The sequence below is a fragment of the Flavobacterium bernardetii genome (assembly GCF_011305415.1).
GTDB lineage: Bacteria > Bacteroidota > Bacteroidia > Flavobacteriales > Flavobacteriaceae > Flavobacterium > Flavobacterium bernardetii.
In genome coordinates, this window is record NZ_JAANOQ010000007.1 from 205,302 (window position 1) to 227,217 (window position 21,916).

Annotated in this window: 11 protein-coding genes; 6 read left to right on the forward strand and 5 right to left on the reverse strand. The window is 32.3% G+C overall.

Annotation, left to right across the window (positions count from 1 at the left end; all coding sequences use genetic code 11):
- Nucleotides 1-6 precede the first annotated feature (6 nt).
- Nucleotides 7-1,323 carry a serine hydrolase domain-containing protein gene (locus tag G6N05_RS13110; RefSeq protein WP_166130301.1) on the reverse strand — a complete coding sequence of 439 codons (1,317 nt, stop codon included), beginning with the start codon at nucleotides 1,321-1,323 and terminating at the stop codon, nucleotides 7-9.
- Between the two features lie 151 nt (nucleotides 1,324-1,474).
- Between G6N05_RS13110 and G6N05_RS13115 the strand changes: the two genes are divergently transcribed.
- Nucleotides 1,475-4,882 (forward strand): hypothetical protein, encoded by a 3,408-nt coding sequence (locus G6N05_RS13115; protein WP_166130305.1) that lies wholly within the window; start codon nucleotides 1,475-1,477, stop codon nucleotides 4,880-4,882.
- Between the two features lie 56 nt (nucleotides 4,883-4,938).
- Here G6N05_RS13115 and G6N05_RS13120 read toward each other — a convergent pair whose 3' ends face one another.
- Both G6N05_RS13120 and G6N05_RS13125 read right to left on the reverse strand, forming a co-directional pair.
- On the reverse strand, nucleotides 4,939-6,744 hold the full coding sequence (locus G6N05_RS13120) for a DUF6029 family protein (protein WP_166130308.1): 1,806 nt from the start codon (nucleotides 6,742-6,744) through the stop codon (nucleotides 4,939-4,941).
- Nucleotides 6,744-7,226, reverse strand: coding sequence for a TlpA family protein disulfide reductase (locus G6N05_RS13125; protein ID WP_166130311.1), 483 nt, complete (start codon nucleotides 7,224-7,226; stop codon nucleotides 6,744-6,746). The genes G6N05_RS13120 and G6N05_RS13125 overlap by 1 nt, the downstream gene beginning before the upstream one ends.
- A gap of 111 nt (nucleotides 7,227-7,337) precedes the next feature.
- Here G6N05_RS13125 and G6N05_RS13130 point away from each other — a divergent pair, with 111 nt between their 5' ends.
- The 3 genes from G6N05_RS13130 to G6N05_RS13140 all read left to right on the forward strand — a co-directional run bounded on the left by G6N05_RS13130 (nucleotide 7,338) and on the right by G6N05_RS13140 (nucleotide 12,579).
- Complete coding sequence (locus tag G6N05_RS13130; RefSeq protein WP_166130314.1) at nucleotides 7,338-8,162, forward strand: Omp28-related outer membrane protein; 825 nt, start codon at nucleotides 7,338-7,340, stop codon at nucleotides 8,160-8,162.
- 106 nt (nucleotides 8,163-8,268) lie between these two features.
- On the forward strand, nucleotides 8,269-11,751 hold the full coding sequence (locus G6N05_RS13135; protein WP_166130317.1) for a T9SS type B sorting domain-containing protein: 3,483 nt from the start codon (nucleotides 8,269-8,271) through the stop codon (nucleotides 11,749-11,751).
- 81 nt (nucleotides 11,752-11,832) lie between these two features.
- A complete protein-coding gene (locus G6N05_RS13140) occupies nucleotides 11,833-12,579 on the forward strand; it encodes an enoyl-CoA hydratase/isomerase family protein (RefSeq protein WP_166130321.1) in 747 nt (248 codons plus the stop codon).
- A 531-nt stretch (nucleotides 12,580-13,110) separates the two neighbouring features.
- Here G6N05_RS13140 and G6N05_RS13145 read toward each other — a convergent pair.
- Nucleotides 13,111-13,713, reverse strand: coding sequence for a 2OG-Fe(II) oxygenase (locus tag G6N05_RS13145; protein WP_166130324.1), 603 nt, complete (start codon nucleotides 13,711-13,713; stop codon nucleotides 13,111-13,113).
- A 266-nt stretch (nucleotides 13,714-13,979) separates the two neighbouring features.
- On the opposite strand from G6N05_RS13145, the gene G6N05_RS13150 reads away from it, so the two are divergent.
- Nucleotides 13,980-14,432: a 6-pyruvoyl trahydropterin synthase family protein gene (locus G6N05_RS13150; protein ID WP_166130327.1), complete on the forward strand. Its 453-nt coding sequence runs from the start codon at nucleotides 13,980-13,982 to the stop codon at nucleotides 14,430-14,432.
- A 404-nt stretch (nucleotides 14,433-14,836) separates the two neighbouring features.
- Complete coding sequence (locus G6N05_RS13155; protein ID WP_166130331.1) at nucleotides 14,837-15,781, forward strand: tRNA dihydrouridine synthase; 945 nt, start codon at nucleotides 14,837-14,839, stop codon at nucleotides 15,779-15,781.
- Nucleotides 15,782-15,885: 104 nt separating this feature from the next.
- Here G6N05_RS13155 and G6N05_RS13160 read toward each other — a convergent pair whose 3' ends face one another.
- Nucleotides 15,886-21,615 carry a T9SS type A sorting domain-containing protein gene (locus G6N05_RS13160; protein WP_166130334.1) on the reverse strand — a complete coding sequence of 1,910 codons (5,730 nt, stop codon included), beginning with the start codon at nucleotides 21,613-21,615 and terminating at the stop codon, nucleotides 15,886-15,888.
- Nucleotides 21,616-21,916 lie beyond the last annotated feature (301 nt).

A 21,916-nucleotide genomic window follows, 5' to 3' on the forward strand; every position in this document is an offset into this window, starting at 1 on the left:
AGATTTCTATTCTTTAGTGAAATTAAATTTTTTCTGACCTTGTTTTAAAACAAAACCCTCTTTTGAGAAATCCATTTCAATACCACCAGCTTGAAAATAAAAAAGATCTTCACTTGCGTAAGTCAGTGGGAATTCTGGTTGCCCAGTTGCTTGTGCGTATAACTCGCCATTCTTTTCAAAAATTTTAACTTTTAAAGTAATATCTGTAGAAGCATAAGTACCAACATAATCTTTAATTTTCTCCGGATTTAAAGTTTCAAAAACTGGAAAACGATAAGGTGATTTGTAGTAAATACTCAAAATACCAAGCATAATATCATTTTGACTATAATTTACGCCGTTTGAAATGAATGAAATCGTCATGTCATCTTGCTGATAATAACCCATTGTAGCTTCAAAACCTTCAATTCTTCCATTATGACCGAAGAATTTTCTTTCCCCAAAAGGAAAACGAATTAAAGCCATTCCGTAGGTTTCTTTCAATGTTTTCATCAATTCAAATGAAGCTGGACTCACTAAATTTCCTTTAAATAAGGCACGAATAAATTGAGTTAAATCTTCTGGTGTAGAAATAATTCCACCAGATGAAAAGTCTAAGTCATTATTTCTTTCATCAATTTGATCCCAATATTCACCATTAAAAGTGTACGAATAACTTTCTCTTTTCGTAACATCCTTTTTTTCGCTAGTATAATACGTATTCTTTAAACCTAACTTGTCGGTGATTCTGATTTTTAAATTTTCAGCATACGATTTTTTAGTTGCTTTTTCAATAATTAACCCTAAAACATAATAATTAGAATTACTGTTTTCATGCTTAGAATTTGGTTCGAACGTAGAAGGATAATTTTCAATTTTCTTAAAAATTAACTCTTTCATATTTGGTTTACCCAAAACATCCGTTAACGTCGCATCAGCTGTGGTATAATCTCTAATTCCAGTTCGTTGGTACAATAATTGTTCGATAGTAATTTTATCGGCGTTTTCAATTTTTGGAAAAAATTTACTTAATTTAGTGGTTAACAAAATCTTTTTTTCGTCTACTAATTGCATAATCATTGCCGCCGTAAACGTTTTGGTGATAGAACCTATTTTATATTTTGTCCCACCATTGGCTCTAATACCTTTTGTAGCTTCAGAATAACCATAAGCTTGTTTAAAAACTACTTCATCGCCTTGCATAATACAAAGCGAACCCATAAACTTATCATGTTCATTCAAATGATTTAAAAGACTATCAATACGCGCTAAACTCGCAGTTGCTTCTTGAGCAAAAGTAACTACTGAAAGAAATAAAAATAAAATGGTAAGTTGTTTTTTCATCGTTATTCTGTTTTAATAATTTGTGTGTTTTTTGTGCAAAATGTTACGAGTTGGTTTTGAAACATTTATATCTATAACGAAATTTACGAAATAGAATTGCATACAAAAACCAAAATTTTCTCGTTTATACAAATATCAGTACTTTTACCGTATGTTTAAACAGCTATTTCTTTTTTTATTTTTATGTGGTTTTTCTGTTGGCTTTGGTCAAGAGAAAAACAACGCTTACAAAACTAAAAAACTAGCGTATACAAATCAAGAAATTCAAATTGATACTTTAGCGTTAAATCCGAATTCATTTAAAATATTCAACTTTGATAATCAAGAAATTGACACTTCTTTTTATTCCTTCAATTATCAAACCAAAAAACTAATTTTTAAAAAAGAATTTCAAGATTCTGTAAAAATAGCCTATTATCAATTACCAAATTTCCTAACCAAAACCTACACCATTTACGACGAGAAAAAAATTGTTCCCAATGAAAATGGGCGATTATTGACTTTCTCAGAAAACAATAAAAAACCGATTTCTGCTTTTGATGGCTTACAAACTAACGGAAGTATTTCTCGTGGAATTACCGTTGGAAACAATCAAAATACGGTTTTAAATTCGAATTTAGATTTACAAATTTCTGGAAAAATATCCGATAATGTTACTTTAAAAGCCTCCATTCAAGACAGTAATATTCCTTTGCAAGAAGGCGGTTATTCTCAAAAATTGGATGAATTTGACCAAATATTTATTGAACTTTCTTCTAAAAACTGGAACGTTCGTGCGGGCGATTTATTTTTAGAAAACAGAAAAACCTCTTTTTTAAACTTTAATAAAAAAGTCCAAGGATTATCAACGCATATTAATTGGGGAAACACAACTAAAAACGATTTATTTTTTGCAGCTTCCTTGGTTCGAGGACAATATGCTAAAAGTAATTTTACTGGTCAAGAAGGCAATCAAGGTCCATATAAATTACGCGGAAATAGTGGTGAATTATATGTATTAATTATTTCTGGTTCGGAACGTGTTTATGTGAATGGAATTTTGAAAGAACGTGGCGAAAACAAAGACTATATTATCGATTATAATGCAGGTGAAATTATTTTCAATGCGACTTTTCCCATTACTTCCGAAATGCGAATTGTAATGGAATATCAATATTCGGATAGAAATTTTACACGTTTTTTAAGTTATGGTGGTTTCAATCACGAAGGTGAAAAATTTAGCATTGGTGCTTATGTATATTCGGAAAATGATGTGAAAAATCAGCCTTTACAACAAACTTTGTCGGAAGAACAAGTGCAGATTTTACAAAATGCTGGTGATGATACAACCTTAATGACCGCGCCTTCTGCTTATGAAGATTCGTATTCGGAAAATAAAATTTTGTACAAAAAAACACTTATTGGTCCGACCGAAATATTTGAATTTTCAACAGACCAAACTCAAACTCTTTATCAAGTTAAGTTTTCTTTCTTAGGAAATAATTTAGGAAATTACGTTTTGGCGAGCAACAACACGATTGGTAGAATTTACGAATATGTAGCACCAATTGCGGGAATTCCGCAAGGAAATTATGAACCCATTGTGAAATTAATTGCGCCAACAAAAATTCAAATTGCTACGATTGTTAGTAAATATGCTCCATCCGAAAAAACAGAAATTGATACGGAAATTGCCATTTCAAACAACGATCAAAATTTATTTTCTGATTTAGACGATGCTAATAATCAAGGAATTGCATCTAAATTAAATATCAAACAACAGTTGTTTTCTAAAGGAATTAATGTACAGTCTTTTGCGAATATCAATTACATTCAAGAAAATTTCAAACCTATTGAGCGTTTATATAATATTGAATTTAACCGTGATTGGAACATTACTAATCCGCTAGGAAATCAGGTTTTAATTATTGGTGGATTTCAATTTAATTCGGTTCAAAAAGATTCTGTAAAATGGCAAACTTTCGGGAAATATCAATTTGAAAAGTTAGATTATTCTATCAATTTTTCTGGAAATAAACATGTTTTTCAAGCTGTTGCGAAGAACAAATCGGTAGTTTTTCAAACCCAAACTAGTTTGATGAATAGTCAAAGTGATATTAGCAAATCCGACTTTTTCAGAACTCACAATGTAGCAAAATATCATTTTAAGAAAAACTATATTGGTGGAAGTTTTAGAAGTGAAAACAGTAAAGAATTGTTAACTCAAACACAAACGTTAAGTAATTTTAGTCAGCGCTTTACCGAATTCGGAAATTTCATTGGTCGTGGTGATTCTACAGCAGTTTTTACCGAAATTGGTTATTTAGCCCGACAAAATGATAGTTTGCAAAACAATATTTTAAAACGAGTAAATGCGTCATTTTCTACTTATTTGAAATCGCAATTGATTAAGAATGACAGGAGAAATTTAGGGATTTTTATCAATTATAGAACGTTGAAATTTGCTGATGGTCATGCTACAGAACCTTCTATAAATTCGAGATTAAGTTATTCAGATTCGTTTTTTAATCAGTTGGTTCAAACCACCACTTTTTACGAAAATAATTCGGGAAGTATTGCGCAACAAGAGTTTACTTATTTAGAAGTAGATCCAGGACGAGGCGTTTATATGTGGAACGATTATAACAACAATAGCGTTCAGGAATTGCAGGAATTTGAAATTGCAACGTTTCCCGATTTAGCCAAATATGTGAAAGTATTTTTACCGAATCAGACCTTTATTCGAACCTATCAGAATAAATTGAGTCAAACCCTGACATTTAACGGAAATGCCTGGCAAAACGAAAGTGGATTTAAGAAAGTTTTATCGAATTTTTACAATCAAACTTCTTTAATTATTGATAAAAAAGTGGCTCGTAATTCTAATTCTTTCGAATGGAATCCGTTTTCTAAAAGTGAAGAAGATTTAATTGGTTTGAACAATAATTTTAGAAACAGTTTATACTTCCATAAAGGAAAACAGAAAAATTCGGTGACATATACGTACAATTCTAGTTCGTTGAAAAACCTGTTGAATTTCGGTAGTCAGGAAAATTACATCAAAAGTCATCAAGTGCAATATGCTCATTTGCTGAAAAAGTTTTGGTTGTTTCAACTACAAACCATTACTTCCAATTCCGAAAGTATTTCTGATAGTTATGCGAGTCGAAATTTCAATATTGATGGTTTAGAAATTGCACCAAAAGTGTCTTATATTTTCTCAAAAAATGCGAGTTGGGATATTTTTTACGAAAACAGTACGAAAGAAAATACGCTGGGTAATTTAGAAAGTCTGAAACAAAATCAGTTTGGAACGTCTTTCAATTGGAATACTGAAAAAGGATTTTCAATGAATGGAATTTTCACTTACATCAATAATGATTTTACTGGAAGTGCTTCTTCACCAGTTGGTTTTCAATTATTGGAAGGTTTACAAAACGGAAAAAACACGACTTGGCAATTTTTATTTCAGAAAAACATCACGCAATTTTTAGATGTTTCAATAAATTATAACGGACGAAAATCGGAAACTAGTAAAACCATTCATACCGGAACGGTTCAATTAAGAGCCTTTTTCTAAAATAAAAAATCCCGATTAGAAAACTAATCAGGATTTAAAATAGTGTATTTATTTTTTTAAAAAGATGTTGAAATTTGAATTCCTAAACCAGTACTAGGCGGAACAAATCGGCAAACTCCACCTGCACAAACTAAACCACCACGTTGGCGACCATAATTTAAAGCGATACGAGTACTTCCTTTTTTATATGCTGTTCCGAAGTTGTAGAAATGAATATCAAATAAATCATTTTCACTTATTGGATGTGTTTTTTCATCAAACCCATAATTAAACATATCCATTGCAAAAACAGACCAGTTTTCATTGTGGTTGTATTCAATGTTTCCACCAGCCCAGTTATTTCTATCATTATCAGCCCACATGTGTTCTAAACCAAAAGTAATTGATTTTGAACCTGATATTTGGTACGTTGATTCTGAAAAAACAGTATGAGAATTTACTACATACTCTTTGAAAATACCTTGAATTTGTTTGTTATTAAAGTATTGATTGATGTATGTGAAAGACGTTTTAAAAGTACTAGATACCTTTTTAGTAATTTCAATATTATAATCAGAAAAATATTTATCGGTAGCTTGAAATAACTCCGTTTGATAATTTGGAATAGCTTCTCCAGCATTATTTATATATCTGTATTTTGCTTTCAAATTGAACCAAGAAGATACATTTAAATTTATTTTTGTACCATATTTTCCTCCAAGTGCCGTACCTTTTTTGATGTCGTAGAAAATATCAAATTGTCCGCCAATTTCACCAAATTTATTCACATTTGTAGATTCGTCCATTACAACTTGATATTGCGCTTGGTACACATAAATGTTGGCTAAATTGGAATGATGTTGTTTGGTTAAACTTGGTACGAAGTTTAATATTTTATCATTATAATTCACACTTGTACTTGAAAGTGTTGGATATGTATCTGGACTTCTTTCTGCTAATAATTGCATGTTTTCAACGCGTCTTAAATTCGCATCAAACCCAAATCCTTTTTTAGAATATCCAAAGTTTACTAACAAAGCACTACCTTCTTTAGCAAAATTAGTATCAAGTGCATTTTGTTTGATAATAGCATCACGTGTTTTAAAAACGTATTCTGTATTTAAGTAATAATTTTTTAATCCGAATTCAAATCGGTTAGAAAATAAACTAGTAGTTGATTCAAAGTTGTTAATCTCTTCAGGTAAACTTTCGTGTCTTGCCACAGCACTAAAACCATATTTAAAATCAAAAGCTTTAAGCTGAATTAGATTCCCTATGTTAATGTCTGTATTAAAACCATAAACATCACCTTTGGCTACGCGAAAACCAGTTCTAGCTCTACCATACAAAGCTGTTAAAGTAATATCATCAATTGGAGTATAAACAATTTTACCACCTCTTAAAGCATTGTTAATACCTAAAGCTCTGTCTTCCCAAGTTCTTAATGCCATTCCGCTTCCGAACTGCACATAATAATGACCTAAAGTAACGTCTAATTTTTTGCTTTTATAATTGGCGTAAAATGTACCTACATTTGAATGGTAAAACTCCTTAGCCGCATCAGAAAGTGACATTTTTGAGTTGTAATTCTTTAAATCTGTTCCTACAAATCTAGGATTAAAATTTAGTAAAGCTTCGTTAAAATAAGCCTCTATTTGTGTTCCAAAGGTAAGTTTTCCGTAATTAAAATTAAGGTTTAAGTAATTATTTGAACGCAATGGCACTGAATCGTGTTGAATACCTCTGTTTTTATCATTGGTATACCATTGTCCGTTTCCTTCATAACTTCCAGAAACTTTAAATTTTGTTTTGGTAGAATCTGCTTCTTGGGAAAATGCAAATATAGATGAGAATAAAAATGCGTAGGTTAATATTTTATTCATTATTTCAATGCTTTTAATTGTTCTAATAATTGACTTTCACTACCTGGAGTATGTCCGTTTTGAGCAAAAACAATTTCACCATTTTTTACTACTGCAGTATATGGTGGATTAGAAATACCTAAACTTCTTTTAAAATCTTGATTGATATCTAAAAGAACTGAATAATCCCAACCTTTACCATTTACTAATGGTTTTACCCTTTTATTAGTTCTGGCATCGTCAATTGAAACAGCAATGACTTCTACATTCACTTGCGATTTCCAATCTTCATATACTTCACTAATAGCATCCAACTCTTGAATACATGGTGCACACCAAGTTGCCCAGAAACAAAATACATAAATTTTGTCTTTTTCGTTATAATCTTGAGTGGTAGAAACAGTAGTTCCTTCTAAATTTTTAAGCGATAAACTTGGTAGTTTTTTTTGCGAAAATCCTAATGCTGAAACAGATAGCATTACAGTTAAAATAAATTTTTTCATGGTTAGTTTGTGTTATTTGAAGCAAATAAAAGATATTTCTATCATTATAAAAAATTTTTTTTTATGTTTGTAACATAATTTTTACCCCAAACTACTGAAAAACACAACCATATGAAAAAAGCACTACTAATCACCGCATCACTATTAGGTTTATTAAACCTATCCTGTATCTCAGATGACTGGGAAGATAAATCTGAAAATTCAACAATTGTGGAACAACCTATTGTTGGTAAATTTTTAAAAAATGTTTTAATTGAAGACTACACAGGAACTTGGTGTCAATATTGTCCAAGAGTTCTGCATGGACTTAATCAAGTTGAAGAGGAACATTTAGATGCTTTTCCAGTTTCAATTCACAGAACTTCTGGATCTTCAGTTGATCCTTATAATTTTCCAGCTGCACCTTTAGAACTAACTATTGGTTTATCTGGTTATCCAACAGCAATGTTAAACAGAAAAACACTTTGGGATAATGAAATTTCAACTACAGAAATTAAAAACCAAATAAAACTAAACTCAGATTTAGGTATTGCTTTAAATTCTACTGTTGCTGGAGGAAATATAAACCTTGATGTAAATATAAAGTTTGCAGCAGATTTATCAAATTTAAAACTAGTTGTTTATATTTTAGAAAATGGATTAGTTTACGATCAAGTTAATGCAACTGGTTATTTTGGGGCACAAAACCCAATTCCTTCTTTTACACATAATCATGTTTTAAGAACTTCTTTAACAGATTTAGTGAATGGTGAAGCTTTAACAGGAACAAATAATGGAGCTATAATAACAAAGAATTTTTCAATTCCTGTTCCTTCAAATGTATCTAATGCTAATAATATAAGTTTTGTAGCTTTTGTAATTGATGCTACAGGAAAAGCAATAAATGTTAGAGGTGCAGATTCAAATACTACACAAACTTTTCAGGAAAATCTATAACATCCTTAAAAATATGTTAAAAAAAGGTGCCTTTTGGTGCCTTTTTGTTTGAATTTAATTTGAATTAAATATAAATAGAATAAATTTGTTGAAAATAAACCCAATAATGAAAAACTACCTACTATTTCTATCATTTTTTACTTTTTTCATAAGTCAAGCCCAATTAAGCAGCAAACACTGGTTACCACCATTGCATTCAAGAGATGAAACTGCCATTCAAGATCATTATATCTATATCTCAACAGCAGAGATTACCCCATTTCAAGTAACAGTAACTACTGGTGACGGAACTCCAATTACGGGTTCCCCTTTCACTCTATCTCAAGCTACTCCTGTAGTGATAACTGTTGGAAATGGACAACCTTCTAGTATGTTTTTAGACATTAGTGATGTAAATATTGTTAATAGCGACAAAGGATTAATTTTAGAAGGTCCAAAAGATTTTTATGTGAGTTTTAGAATGAGACACCAAAATCATGCTGAAACTTTAATTTCTAAAGGCCGACCTGGAATTGGTACGGATTTCAGATTAGGGAGTACACCACAAGGCGGAGAAGTTTCTATTAGAAATTTTGTCTCAAGTGTTATGGCTACTGAAAACAATACAACTATTACTTTATCAGATTATGATACGAATGTAGAATTTGTTTCTGGAGCTGGCTTCATTACAGATGACACCCAAACATTTGTTTTAAATGCAGGTCAATCAATTGTATTTAGTGGTTATGCAGATAATTTCAACAACTGGACTGGTTTTATTGGTGCTTCTTTAACAGCTACAAAAGACGTTGCAGTTAGTACTGGAAATGCTACAGGTGGAGTTACAGATAATGGTTCAGACTTTACATTAGACCAAATTGTTTCTTCTGGTCAAATTGGAACAGAATATATATTTATTGAAGGAAATGGATTACCAGAAATGGAATCACCACTAATAATTGCCAACGAACCTAATACACAAATTTTTGTAAATGGTAATCCAGTAGCTGCAGCCACATTAAATGCAGGTGATTATTATTTAGTTCCTAATTCAGAATATCAAGGAGCAACAAATAGAAATATCTTTGTAAAATCTTCAAAACCAGTTTTTGCGTATCAGTTAATTGGTGGATCATCTTCTAGTCCAACATCTGGATTGAACTTTATCCCACCGCTAAGTTGTTTTTTCCAAGAATCAGTTTATTTACCTGCAATTGATCAAATTGGAGGAAGTACATACACGGCTGATTTAATGATATTAACCTATTCTAATGCAACTATTACTATCAATGGAACCCCAATTAGTACTACACAAGCACAAACCGTATTAGGAAATACAGATTGGGTAACGTATAGAATTTCTGGATATTCTGGTAACGTAAATGTGGTTTCAACAGGACCATTAGCCGTAGGAGTATTTGGATCTAGTGGAGCAGCTGGTTATGCTGGTTATTATTCAGGATTTGGAAGTGCACCACAAGATACACCGGTAACAGTTTGTTCCTCAATTACAACTAACATATTTGATGCCATTATAGGAAATCCTGGTCCTGGCGGAACATGGACAGTTCCTGTTGTCGGAGCGCCTCCAATAGTAGGAGATCTTTTTGATCCTGCAGTTAATATTCCTGGAGAATACACTTATTCGTTTACAAAAACATGTAATACTGCTTTAACAAGTATTAGTGTAAAAGTTGATGTTACAATTCAACAAGCTAACAACGTTGGTACAAGTACTACAAAAAACACATGTAAAAATGCAGCTTCATTTGATCTGTTTCCTTTATTAGGAACTGGTGTTACTACAGGTGGAGTTTGGTCGCCAACATTAGCTAGTGGAACTGGCATGTTTAATCCTGCTGTTGATGTAAGTGGCTTATATACTTATACTATTCCAGCTAGTGGTGTTTGCCCAGCTTTATCAGCAACAGTTGATGTAACTAATTATGACATTCCAACTTTAGTACCAATTACTGATTTAAAAGTATGTGATGATGCAATTGACGGAAATGATACTAACGGACAAACCACATTTAATTTAGCTACTAAAACAATAGAAGTTTTAGACAATCAAACGAATGTAACTGTAACTTATTATTTATTTCAAAGCGATGCAATTACAGGATTAAATCCAATTACTTCTTACACTGGACCAGATAGAATAATTTATGTGAGATTGTTCAATACCCTTACAAACTGTTTCAATACTACTAGTTTTAATGCGGTTGTAACACCATTACCAATTATAAACAATCCAGTTACTTTAAAACAATGTGATGATAACACTGATTTAATTTCTGACTTTAATTTAACACAAGCGGATATTTTATTGTCAAGTCAAAGTAATTTAACTTTTAAGTATTATTTGACACAAATCGATGCTCAAGGTGACTTAAATCGAATTACAAATGAAACAATATATACTTCTCCAAATAATGGTGTAGTTTGGGTTCGTATCGAAAACTTAAACGGATGTATTAGAACCGCACAAGTTAACTTAGTGGTTTCTGCTACTCAAATTCCTGCAACTTTTCAAAAAATTGTATTGGAAGAATGTGACGATTATATTAGTCAAACCGATCCTGATAATGATGGAATTGACTACTTTGACTTAAATTTAGCAACGAATGATCCTGTGAATGGAATCTTAGCTCAATTTTCAAGTAGCGCAAATTTAATTGTTACGTATTATGAATCTCAGGCTGATGCTTTGGCGGAAAATAGTCCAATTGACACAACTAACCCAAATGGATACAGAAATATCGTCCCAAATCTTCAACAAATTTGGGTTAGAATTGATAGTAATATAAATAATGATTGTGTTGGTTTAGGGCAATACGTAGACTTAAAAGTAAATCCTTTACCCGATTTTAATATTCCAGCATTAGAAGTATTATGCGTACAACCTGGAACTGGAGCTGGAAGTTATTCAATTGACGCCACTCCAACTACTGCAGGAAACTATACGTATACTTGGACACCTACAAATCCAAACACAACAGCTGGACAAGAAAATGCGACTTTTATTGCTTCTACAAGTGGAATTTATAAAGTTGTAGTTACAAACACAGTAACAACTTGTTCTAGAGAAGATGAAACAGAAATTTTAATTTCATCTGCTCCACAAGCAGTCGAAGCACAATTGTTATCCGAAGTTTTCGCTAGTGGTTTATCAACTATTCAAGCGGTAGTTATTGGTGGATTTGGTACTTACGAATACAGTTTAGACCAAGTTAATTGGCAAACTAGTCCTGTATTTACCAATTTAGAAAATGATATTTATACTATTTATGTTAGAGATATTAATGGATGTGGTGATGCGAATTCTAAAGCAATTACAACTATTTCGTATCCAAATTATTTCACACCAAATGGCGATTCGTACCACGATACTTGGGGTATAAAAGGATTAACTCCCGAATTTGAAGCGAGAATTTACATTTTTGACCGTTACGGAAAATTACTAAAACAAATTGATGCTTATGGTGAAGGCTGGGATGGAAAAATTAATGGCGAAATGGTTCCTTCAACTGATTATTGGTTCAGAATTGAATATAAAGAAGACGGTGTTCAAAAAGAATTTAAATCGCACTTTAGTTTAAAAAGATAATCTAATTCACAAAATAAAAACAACCGCAGCTTCACAGATAATTAATTAAAGTCTGAGAAGCTGCGGTAAAATTTTAAAAACATGACAGCTTTCGTAAAACAAGAAGTAAAAAATAATATTGGTTATATCACCTTTTTTCATCCTGCTGGAAATTCGTTCCCGAGTACGCAATTACAGCAATTAGTGGAAACCATTCAGGATTTAGATAAGAATGAAAACGCTACGATTATTGTTTTACAAAGCGAAGGAAATACCTTTTGTGCTGGCGCTTCCTTTGACGAATTATTACAAATTGACAACTTAACAGATGGAAAACAATTTTTCTCTGGTTTTGCCAATGTGATTAATGCGATGCGAAACTGTTCTAAATTAATTGTGGGGAAAGTTCAAGGAAAAGCCGTTGGTGGTGGCGTTGGAATTGTGGCTGGTTGCGATTATGCTTTAGCGACAACAAAAGCTGATGTGAAACTATCGGAATTAACCATCGGAATTGGACCTTTTGTAATTGAACCAGCCGTTAGCCGAAAAATTGGACAAACTGCTATGAGCGAATTAACTTTAGCCGGAAACGAATGGAAACCGGCAACTTGGGCATTTGAAAAAGGTTTATTTGCCAAATTACTACAACCAGAAGAATTAGATGCTGAATTAGAAAAATTTGCTACACAATTAGCGAGTTACAACCCAGAAGCTTTATCAGAAATGAAACAAGTATTGTGGCAAAACACAGCACATTGGAGCACTTTATTATACGAACGCGCTGAAATTTCAGGAAAATTAGTTTTGAGTGATTTTACGAAGAAGGCTTTGGAAGGGTTTAAGAAGTAATGAAAAATAGAACAGAAATAATTAAATGGATTGCAAGAATTTTAATCACCCATAATTTTATTTTTGCAATAATAGTAAGAACCAACATAAGTGAATATTATATTGAAGGATTTCCTTTAATTCTATTAGCAATTTGGTTGACATGGTACAATAAATACTTTTTATCAATTTTATTAATGTTAATATGTTTCATAACATTTTACATCCATTGGTAAAACTCCAACAATTTCTTATACAAATTGGATTTTGTATACTAGCCTCGATAGTAGCGGCATCCTTTTTAAAATTGTTGCCTGAGGCTCTCGAAGGTAATAGTTTTAAAAAGATATAGCGGATAGCGGGACAAAAAGTGAACTGAAATACTAGATGTTTGCTTCAAATAAAAAAGATGCTGAAACAAGTTCAGTATGACAAATCAAGTATAAAAAAACCCACGCTGCGCAAAGTCTCCCGACTTTGAGCAATTTTTAAAAAATGATATTATTTGTAACTCAAAGTCAGGGAACTTTGCGTTGCATCTAAAATAAAACCCTAACTCGTTTTCAACCAACCGGTAATACTAAATCTTTTTCTTTGTACAGGTTTGACTTCATGTTCTAAAATCTGACTTTCAAAAATGACAACTCTGCCTTTTAACGGGTAAATTTTAATTTCTTCTTCGGGTTTGTAAATGACTAATTCGCCACCAAATTCGGGTTGCCAGTTTTCATCGTTTAAATAACACACAATAGATAATTTTCTTCTCGTATCGTTTTTAAAAACATCTAAATGACGTTTGTAAAAAGTGCCTTCAGGATAAATCGCATAATGGAATTCTTTGTTGGAAATTCCTAAATAACATGTCGCATTAATGTAAGCCACAAAATCATTTATTTGATTGAAAAACGTTTCCGAAGCTTCGTTTTTATCTTCTTCATTCAACCAAAAAATATAATCACCACGAATTTCATCCTTAATAATTTCATCCGAATTTTGACCAATTGCCGATTTTTTAAACTCGGACGTTTCGAATTTATGTTCTAATTCGGCACGCATAATTTGCACGGCTTCTTCTGAAAAAAAAGCATCACAAACCGCGTATTGGTTTTCTAATAAATCGGTAATTATGGTTTCGTAAAGCGGATTCAATTCCATCGGTTGCACATTTAAAGCAAAGATAAAGTAAATATTTCAAGATGAAATTATTTTTAAATTGGTATCGCCACGAATTATCGAATATTTAATGTTTATGATTTGATTTAATTCGAATTATCATCGAAGATGAAACAAATTTTACAATGTTGGCATTTTTAAATTCGTCAATTCGTGGCAAAAATGAAAATTTTAGATAAAAAACAATAGTAAGATTTTTATATTGGACTCATGTTATTTTCGTAATTTTGCATTTCAATTATCACACCATGAGTAAAATTAGAATTACCAAGCAATTTAATTTCGAAACTGGTCATGCCCTTTATGGTTATGATGGCAAATGCAAAAACGTACACGGACATAGTTATAAACTTTCTGTAACTGTTATTGGTGAGCCGATTACGGATTCGAATAATGTAAAATTCGGAATGGTAATTGATTTTTCTGATTTGAAAAAAATCGTAAAAGAAGATATTGTGGATGTGTTTGATCACGCAACAGTTTTCAACCAAAATACACCGCATGTGGAATTAGCTAAAGAACTTCAAAATCGTGGACATCATGTGATTTTAGTCGATTATCAGCCCACAAGCGAAAATATGGTAGTTGATTTTGCAAATAAAATTATGGCGCGTTTGCCAAAAGACATTCAATTGCATTCGTTACGATTACAAGAAACGGAATCGTCTTTTGCAGAATGGTTTGCTTCGGATAACTTGTAGTTTTTGCCACGAAGATGCTAAGGCACGAAGATTTTTTTAAAAGTTTTTAATTTATCGAAAAGACGTAGAGTTGCTAAGATAAAATCCTTTTAATCCTTTCAATCTGCGTGAAAAAATTAAAATTAAAACTCACGCAAAGACGCAAAGTCGCAAAGTAAAATCCTTTCAATCTGCGTAAAAAAATTAAAGCAAGAACTTGCAGAGTTGATTTGCTTAAATTCCTGTTTTGTTTCACGCAATAACGCGGAGTCGCAAAGTAAAATCATTTTAATCCTTTCAATCTGCGTGAAAAAATTAAAATTAAAACTCACACAAAGACGCAAAGTCGCAAAGTAAAATCCTTTCAATCTGCGTGAAATTATATTTAAAAAACAAAACCTTACCTTTGTGTTTTCAAAACTATTATGAGCGTTACATTATTATCTTCGCCTTTACAAGGTTTTACCGATTTCCGTTTTCGAAATGCGTTTCATAAACATTTTGGTGGGATTGATACTTTCTATTCGCCATACATTAGACTGAACGGAAAATTAGAAATTAAAGCTTCTTACGAACGCGATATTCTTCCAGAAAATAATTCCACTTTAGAAGTCATTCCACAAATTATTACAAATGATGCTGATGAATTTTTGTTCGTAGCGAAATATGTTCAATCATTAGGTTATAAAGAATTGAACTGGAATTTAGGTTGTCCGTATCCGATGGTAGCCAAATGCGGTATGGGTTCGGGATTAATTAGCAATACTGAAAAAATCAACACTATTTTAGACCGAGCGCACAGCGAAACCGATATTATTGTTTCGATGAAAATGCGAATGGGTTATGAAAATGCTGCTGAAATTTTAGACGTTTTTCCTATTTTAGAAAAATACCCGATAAAGAATATTGCCATTCATGCGAGAATTGGAAAACAATTATACAAAGGACCAGTAGATTTAGATTCGTTTCAACGTTGTTTGGATGTTTCGAAACATAAATTGTATTATAATGGTGATATCACTTCGGTAGAAAAATTTAGAGAAATGCAAGAACGTTTTCCAAGTATTGATCATTTTATGATAGGAAGAGGTTTAATTGCCGATCCATTTTTACCAAGCATGATAAAAAACAATACTACAGAATATCCTGAAGATAGATTCAAATTTTTCAATGCTTTTCATGACGAAATTTATCAGGCTTACGATGCTTTTTTACAAGGCCCGACTCCAATACGAATGAAAATGTTAGGCTTTTGGGAATACTTTTCACAAGTCTTTCCAGATACACAGAAAACCTTTAAGAAAATTAAAAAAGCGCAAAACAGTAGAGTTTATGAACAAGCTGTGAAAGAGATATTTGCTTCTGTTTAAAACTACATTTTAATTTTTCCTGAAAGAATTCTTAAAGTTAATCATATAAAAAAAACCTCTCACTCTAATTAAAGAGGAGAGGTTTTTAATTTTATTTAACCTTATTAGTTTTTGTAAATTTTCAAATCAGTGAATCCATCAACTGATTGTAATCTTACGATGTACATTGCGCTTGATAAATTTGTCATATTCAATTGTACTTCTAATGTATTTGGTTTTATACTAATAACATTTCTACCAGTTAAATCATAAACTTCAATTGAAACAATTTCTTTATTGTATTTCACATTAAAGATATCTTTCACTGGATTTGGATAGTAATTTAATTGAGATAAATCGAAACTTGTATTTCCTAACACAACTGTTACTGTTACAGCTAATGTTGTACTTCTACAAATACCAATATTTGTTACTCCATAGTAAATGTTACCACTAACTAATTGCGTTCCTGCTGGCAATGGATTAATATTTGCTGTAGCATCTGCAGATGAAGCAAACCAAGTTACCGTTCCGTTTGATGTAACTACAATATCTTCAATTGTAGCATCAGCAGCAACTCCTCCATTAATTACTTGAGTTGTTACTCCAGAAATTGTAGCTGCAGTAATTGTTACTGTGAAAGAATTCTCATCCGTACAATTTGGAGTAGTTCCTGTTTGTGCATAAACATAAATCGTTTGTGTAGAAGTAATACTATTTCCTGCACTTAAGGCTGTTCCTGTACCACCTGCTCCTGAGAAGTAGTTACCTACTGTTAAAGCTGGAAGTGTATAGCTATCACAAGCCGTTACATTTGCTGGTGCATCTGCAATTGGTGAAGTATTAATAGTTACTGAGAAAGAATTCTCATCCGTACAGTTTGGTGTTGTTCCTGTTTGTGCATACACATAAATCGTTTGTGAAGAAGAAATAGTGTTTCCTGCACTCAAGGCTGTTCCTGTACCACCTGCTCCTGTGAAGTAGTTACCTACTGTTAAAGCTGGAAGTGTATAGCTATCACAAGCTGTTACGTTTGCTGGAGCATCTGCAACAGGTGTAGTATTGATAGTTACTGTGAAAGAGTTTTCATCTGTACAGTTTGGAGTAGTTCCAGTTTGTGCATACACATAAATAGTTTGTGTAGAAGTAATATTATTTCCTGCACTCAAAGCTGTTCCTGTTCCACCAGTTCCTGTGAAGTAGTTTCCTACTGTTAAAGCTGGAAGTGTATAGCTATCACAAGCTGTTACGTTTGCTGGAGCATCTGCATTTGGACTAACATTTATTGTTAATGTTACAACATTTGAAAAACTAGCTTGACCGTTTTCAACACAAGTAACTGCTAATCTATAGTATGTTGTTGTAGTAATTGTTGGAGTTACTAAATCTGCATAAACAGTTAAAGCAGCACCTTCATTTATTGGTGTTGTAAATGCTAAATCTACAGAAGATTGCCATTGATATGTAGTTGAGAATCCTGTTGAATATCCAGTAGAAGAAACAGTAGTACTTCCTGAATCACAGAATGTACTAACTAACGCACTTGCAGTTCCTCCAATAGCTGATGTACAAGCCGTTGAAGTAAATTCATCTGCTCCCATATCAGGAGTTGTTGCACTTCTTACGTTACCATCGATATCTAAAGTTACTGCTGCAATAGCTGTACCTTTATTATCAATTGCAGTATTTGTAGTTGTTACTAAATGTAAATCTGTTGCAGAAACAAATACTGGTAATAAACTTAAAGAAGCAGTATTTTGACCAAAACCAGCTTGAATTGCAGCTAAATTTGTTCTTGCTGATCCAATAAATCCTAAATTAGTTCCTGTAGTATAATAATCATTATAATCTATTGCAGAAAAAATAGTATTTGGTGAACTACAATATATTACATATCTCTCTCCAGTTTGAGTTTGAGTGTTAACAAAAATATTGTTTCTTAAATTAATTGCACCAGCAGCACTGACACCAGCTGTAACATTAAAAGCAGCAGGTAAACCAGAAACGGTTTGGTTTGAATTTAAAACTACAGTGTTATTATAAATAGAATAACCCGCACCTGCAGTACAAATAATACCATATCCATTATCTGAAACAGCAGTACCTAAAGCATATCCGTTACCAGCAACATTAAAAATAAAATTATTATATACTAGCATATTTGCAGTAGTATTTGATGAGTTTAACTGTATACCATTTGCACCATACCCACCAGTATTAGTGTTTTTAATATCCGAAATAGTATTATTAAAAACTGAACCGTTAAATGCATTTGCACCAACTAAAATTCCTGAAGCTGTAGATGTTGAAGCTGTTGTAACACCTGTAATCTGGTTTCCAGAAACGATAAAGTTTTGAGCATTTTGAACAGCAATACCTCTAAAACCTAATTTTGAAGCAACTACTGCTGAACCAAAAATATTATTTGTAATATTCCAACCTGTATCTGGAGTTGTTGCATTTCCGATAGCAAAAACACCATTTTGCATCTTCGTAAAATTATTGTTATTAATGGTAATATTATTATTTGGTGATTCAGCAGCTGCGCCTAAAGCAATCCCGCTTAAAAGAACCCCACCAACAGTAGTTGTTGAACTTCCACCAATAAAATTACTATTTTTAACAACATTATTTAATGACCCATTTGAAATACTCGCAGAAGCAATCCAAACTACAGTACCAGATGCATTTGTATTTTCTATTATTAAATCTCTTGAATTAGAACCATTATTAGAACCATCAATTGTTACATAATCAGCACCATTTAATTTAACAATTGCAGAAGCATTACTTCCAGTAATAGAAGTTGTTACTCCAGTTGCTGGTTTAATTGTTAATGTATTTGTTGCGTTTGTATCAACATTTTGCTGAATTGTAATTGGGAATGTTTCAGAAGGATACGTTGTATCTAATAAATCAAAAACAACCGGACCAGACAAACATCTAATATTAAAATCGTTTACAGCTGCAGTTAAAGTTGTATAATTACCTGCTGCTCCTACTGTATAAGTACCACTTAAAGCAGACAATAATGTTGTACTAAAAGGTGTAGTTGGAGCAGTAGAAACTGCTGGAGGATTTGTTGAAAATCCAGCTGCACCCGCTAAAGGTAATGCTGCAACATTTGGTGCTGCTGCATTATCTTGAGCTACAAAATAATATGTTATTATATCACCATAAACTGAGCCTGAACCAATTGTGAAATTATAAACTCCAGCACCCATATCAACACCTGTTGTTGCTATATATGCTCCTGCATTTATTCTCCAGTATGCTACAGGCAAACCAATTCCTGCTGAAACACCACTTGCATCAGTTATAGTTGCAGAAACAACTCTATCTCCTTGTATACAAGAAGCTGTAGGGGCTGTATGAGAAATTGTTGGCGCAGTAAAATCGGCTAAAACTCCAGTAAATTCATCAGCACCTACGTCTGGCGTAGTAACATTTCTTATATTCCCATCAAAATCATCAGTAATTCCTGAAACTGTTGCACCACCACTTTCAATCTGCGTTGCTACAGCTGTATCAATATGTAAAAAATTTATATTAGAACCAGTAGTAGAAACAAATGTTGGATTTTCAGTTATTGAAGCTGTATCTCTTGGTGTTACCCTTGCTTTGAAAGCTACTAATGTAGCATCTGTATTTGTTCCATCAGTAAATATTGTACTTCCATAAAATAAATTATTATTTGATGCGGCAGCGTAAGATGTCAAAGTTGTTGATGAACGTCTGTAAGCAGCTGCTAAACCAGTAGAATTTGCAGTCGAAGTATTATTAAAAATATTATTTCTTAAATCTAAGTTTGTTGTAGAAGAAACATTTAAAGCACTGGTTCCAAAAACAGCTCCCGAACTTGTAGCATTTAAATTAATTGTGTTATAATAAACATTTGCATTTGTTGAAGCAATGTCAATACCTCTAATCGCATTTGCAACATTTGCCGCTGTAGCACGTAAATCGCCAATAATATTATTATATATTGTATTTGTAGTACCTCCAGAAGCATTAATACCATAAATAATGGCACCTGTACTAGTTGAAGATAAATTATAAATTTTATTATTATAAATTGAATTTGTAGTACCTGCACTTTGTCTAATTCCAGTAATAGCACCGACAGTTCCACCAGTTGTACCTGTACTATTTAAATCATAAATTTGATTTCCAAAAATAGTAGCATTTCCAACACTAAATACAATACCAGTAAAAGTTGCTCCTCCAGCTCCACCACTAGTTGTAGTGAAATTATAAACTTGGTTATTAGAACAAGTATGTGTTCCTGAAACAGTATTGATATTAATACCATTAATTGTACCTGTAGTTGGAGTTGATAAATTTCTAACAATATTATTAGAAATATTCATTAATGTTGCAGATGATAAATCATAAATACCATCAATACCTCCTGTTGAAGCTACTGTCGAATAGCTTATGTTTTCAACTAAATTTCCAATACTAGTCCATAAACCCACTGGAGTTGCTGCTTTAACACATCTCATTGATCCTGAAGCACCAGTTCTTACAATATTAGAAACTATATTATTGTTTGTATTAAGAATTCCTCCTGGAGATCCTCCTTCTATCATTACCCAAGTTCCCGTTCCTGCTAAAGCAAAACCAGCAGCTTGAGTTACAGTGTTGTTATTGATATTAACAGTTGCAGCAGACGAACCATTTAAAATTCCGTTAATTGTTGCGGAAGTTTGAGTAGGATAACCCAAAGCAACAATATTATTGTTAATATTAATTGTATTAGAAGCAGCTGTTGAACCAGACGCATTATTAATACCTTCCAATAAACTTGTTGTTGCACCCGAAATAACTGTTATGTTATTATTTGTTATATTAGCAGAAGCTGATACTGCAGTATTAATATAAATACCTCTTAATGTTGTTAGATGATTTACACCAGTACCATTATTGTTATTTACAATATTATAATTAACATTTAATCCATATTGAGCTAACGTTCTTATACCTGCAGAAGGATTTGTAGCTGCGCCACCTCCAAAATTTAAGATTGAGTTACCAAAACCTAAAGCACCAATTTCATTGTTTGTATCTGCTAAAGTAAATGGAGTTACAGCAGCAAAACCAATTAAAACAATACCATAATTTCCACTATTTATAGTGTTATTATAAAATTTATTATTTGAATTTGATCCAGAAGCCGCCGTTACAGTCAACACAGTTGTTGAAGCTAAGGCAGTAGAATTCATCATTGCTACACCAACAGAACCCTCAACCATAGGAGCGGTTGAATTAGCATTATTAACACGTTGCATGTTAAATATACAATTTTGAATAGTGTTGTTTTGACAACCATCTGTAGCAGATAACTTAAACATACCTAAACCAACTTCCATAGTAGCAGGATTTGTAGTATTCCCATCTGTAAAGGTTATTCCGTTAATAGTGACATAATCGACACCAACTAATTTTAATATACCGTCCGGAACAGCACTTGCTGGGGTTGCGGTACCTACACCTGCATTCAGTATTGTAGCGCTTCCTGCCCCAATTAGTGTAACAGTGTTTGTGGCATTTAGTACAGCATTAAGTGATGCACTACCTAACTGCAATCCAGTTGAAGGAGTTGTTTCATTTCCAGCTGCTAAGACTAAAGTTACTGGCCCAGTCATTGTAGTTACTGCATTCAAATCAGTTAATGCTGTAGCTAACGAAGTATAACTTGCAGCTAAATTTGGAGTAGTGTTTGTGTTATTTGTAACTGTAACAGCAATTTGTGCGTTAACATTACTTACAAATAAACAAAACATAATCATTAAAAACATTAATACCTTATTGGTACTTAACATTTTTTCAAAAAAAAAGTAATTTTTTTTCATCGATTTAAGGTTGTTTGTTAAAAAAATTTAAATAGTCTACTAAAATAGTAATTATTTTAACAAAACGCGATTTAATATCGATAAAAATAATCAATATCCGACAAAATACATAAAAAACAAAAAACCTTTCGTTTGAAAGGCTTTTTTATAGAGAATAAATTTATTAAAACAACAAAGAGGAGTTAAAACATTTTATTAACTCCTCTTCTTGTTTTATCTATTACTTTTTAATAATCAAGAACTCACTACGTCTGTTTTGAGCGTGTTCTTCTTCAGTACAGTCTGTACAAGGAACTTTTGG